Origin of the sequence: Rhodococcus sp. EPR-134, from assembly GCF_001647205.1 — a bacterium.
GTDB lineage: Bacteria > Actinomycetota > Actinomycetes > Mycobacteriales > Mycobacteriaceae > Rhodococcus_F > Rhodococcus_F qingshengii.
On record NZ_LVCT01000386.1, the window covers coordinates 1 to 2,932 of the forward strand.

3 protein-coding genes are annotated in these 2,932 nt (G+C 61.1%); all 3 read left to right on the top strand.

What is annotated here, in order from left to right; genetic code table 11:
• Positions 1 to 484: response regulator transcription factor (locus A2J01_RS17720; RefSeq protein WP_064113225.1), on the top strand; the 484-nt coding region annotated here is incomplete at its 5' end.
• A gap of 64 nt (positions 485 to 548) precedes the next feature.
• On the top strand, positions 549 to 1,850 hold the full coding sequence (locus A2J01_RS17725) for an HNH endonuclease signature motif containing protein (protein ID WP_064113227.1): 1,302 nt from the start codon (positions 549 to 551) through the stop codon (positions 1,848 to 1,850).
• Between the two features lie 310 nt (positions 1,851 to 2,160).
• The coding region (locus tag A2J01_RS17730; protein ID WP_064113229.1) for an alcohol dehydrogenase catalytic domain-containing protein at positions 2,161 to 2,932 on the top strand (772 nt) is incomplete at its 3' end.

A 2,932-nucleotide genomic window follows, 5' to 3' on the forward strand; every position in this document is an offset into this window, starting at 1 on the left:
CGAAGCGACCGCCATGATTGCAGATCATCCGGATTTGACCGACGTGCACGTGTTGATTCTTACCACCTTCGAAGTGGATGAGCATGTGGCACAGGCGATCCGGGCGGGAGCCAGCGGCTTCATCGGCAAAGGAATCCGAGCCGAGGATCTACTCGATGCTGTTCGGACGGTCGCAGGTGGGAACTCTTTGCTGTCGCCGATTGCGACCAGCGCGTTGATTTCTCGGTTCCTTTCCACTCCGTCGCGGGCCGACTCGACTTCTGGGATTTTCGGTCAGTTGACCCCACGCGAACTCGAAGTGGTAACCCTCGTTGCCCTCGGGATGTCCAACGACGAAATCGCTGCGGAATTGGTGATCAGCGCGGTCACGGCAAAAACGCACGTGAACCGGGCGATGACAAAACTGGATGTCCGCGACCGCGCGCAACTGGTGGTTCTCGCCTATCAATGCGGTGTGGTGATTCCGGGACGCTCGGTGGATTGACTCGAGAAACTCTTGACTCGAACGGGTGTTCGAGTATTGTGTGGGGAGGGGATCGGGGGATTCAATGAGTGTCTTGTTGTCGGACGTGGTGTCTGGTTCTGCGGTGGGGTTGCGCGGACGGTTGTGGCGGTTGTCTGCTGCTGAGTTGCGCGCTGCTGCTGTCGAAGCGAGTGCGGAGATTCTGCGCCTGGAAGCTGTGCGTGTGGCGGTGGTGGACGAGTTGTCGTTGCGTCCGGATGATCAGGTGATCGCGAGCCGCGGTGTGGGGTCGTGGTTGGCGGCTAACACGATGCTGCAGGTTCGGGACGGGAAGAAGATCGCCGCGTTGGGTGCGGCTTTGCGGCCGTTTCCGGCGGTGGCTGCTCGGTTCGATGGCGGGGATTGCTCGTTCGAGCATGCGGTGTTGATCGTGGCGTTCTGTGAATCACCGCCGATGGGGATGCCGGAGGAGGCGCTCCCGAAGTGCATCGATTTGTTGTTGGCGGCTGCGTCGGGTGTGGAGGCGACGACGACGAAGGTGCGGAACGTGATCGCGACGTTGGAGCGGTTGTTCGAATCGGACGAGATCCCGCCCGCCGAAGATGTCGATCTCAATGAGTTGCGGATCGCGTCGACATTGAACGGTCGAGTGGTGGTGCGCGGTGATTTCGACGCCCTCACCGGTGAAATGTTGTTGTCGGCGTTGTCGAATCTGACGATGCCGACCCCGGCACCGGATGGGACGCCGGATTCTCGGTCGGCGGCGAAGCGGACCGCGGACGGGTTCACGGAACTGATCCGGCGTTACCTGGACTGCGCCAAAACCGGCACCGACGGTGGTCAGCGTCCGCACGTGAATGTGCACATCAACGCTCGTGATCTGGCGGAGCATCGGGACTGCGCCGCCACACCAACTGATGGTGGTGGAGTGGCTGTGTCTGATCTTGATGTCGGGCACATGCCGTGGCTGGGCCCGCTGTCGGTGTCGCAGAGCAGGCTTCTCGGGTGTGATTGTTTCCTGTCGACCGTTCTGCTCGACGGTCACGGGGCGCCGCTCGATGCGATACCAGGGAAGAGGTTGGTGACCGCCGAACAACGGACTGCGTTGATTGCCCGCGACAGAGGCTGCGCGTTCCCGGGTTGCACATGTGTACCGGCGTGGACGGATGCGCACCATATCCGGCACTGGGCGAACGGTGGCCCGACGGTGATGAACAATCTGGTCCTGCTGTGCCGTTCACATCATCGGTTGATGCACCGGAAATCCGGGTTCGTCGGGAAGTGGGCGATTCGGATCGGTGTCGACAATAAACCCTGGTTCATTCCGCCGCCCTCGATCGACCCGCAGCAGCACCCACGGCCGGCGAACACCACCTTCAAAACCTGAGGGGCCAAACCTCAGATGCACCAGAACATGCCCAGGCCTGTTTCAGACCCGCTGCTCTGTGTCCGACCGATTGGTGGGAGGTGGAGTCGAATGGTTGCGTGCTTTCGGGGCGGCTCTACTTTCGGGTGCCCGTGTGGCCTGTCCCACTCAGTGGGTCATTATTCCGTCATTGCCGCGCCGGTTGTGCCAGGTCATTTGGACGTCTGACCTGCAGTGCAAAATCTTTCGTTAGAACACGTTCCAATTTCGCAGATTTGTGGCTATGGTCACAGAGATAGATGCGGGTGTGCGAATGAAAGGGTGAAGTGACGTGAAGACCAAGGGTGCAATCCTGTGGGGCCTCAATGAAAAGTGGTCCGTCGAGGAGATCGAGATCGGTGAGCCGGTAGCCGGCGAAGTTCAGATTCGCATGGAAGCGGCCGGAATGTGCCACTCCGATCACCACATCGTCACCGGCGCGACCCCGATGCCGTCGTTCCCCGTCATGGGTGGGCACGAGGGTTCGGGCGTCATCGCCAAGCTCGGCCCGGAGGTCAAGGGTCTGGAGGTCGGCGAACACGTCGTTCTGTCCTTCATTCCGGCTTGTGGAACCTGTCCGGCGTGTTCGGCCGGTCATCAGAACCTGTGTGACCTCGGGATGGGCCTCCTCAGCGGCCAGGCCATCAGTGACGGCACTTACCGGATCCAGGCTCGCGGCGAAAACGTGATCCCGATGTGCCTGCTAGGGACGTTCTCGCCCTACATGGTCGTGAACCAGTCGTCAGTGGTGAAGATCGACAAGGACATTCCGTTCGAGGTTGCCGCACTCGTCGGTTGCGGCGTTCCGACCGGTTGGGGATCGGCAACCCACATCGCCGATGTGAAGCCCGGCGAAGACGTTGTGATCATGGGTGTCGGCGGCGTCGGTATCAGTGCGCTACAGGGTGCAGTTGCATCGGGCGCCCGGTACATCTTTGCCATCGACCCCGTGCCGTGGAAGCGTGAGCAGGCTCTGAAGTTCGGCGCAACGCACGCTTTCGAAAGCGCTGCCGCTGCCATTCAGCCGATCATCGACGCTACGTATGGCCGCATGGCGCAGAAGA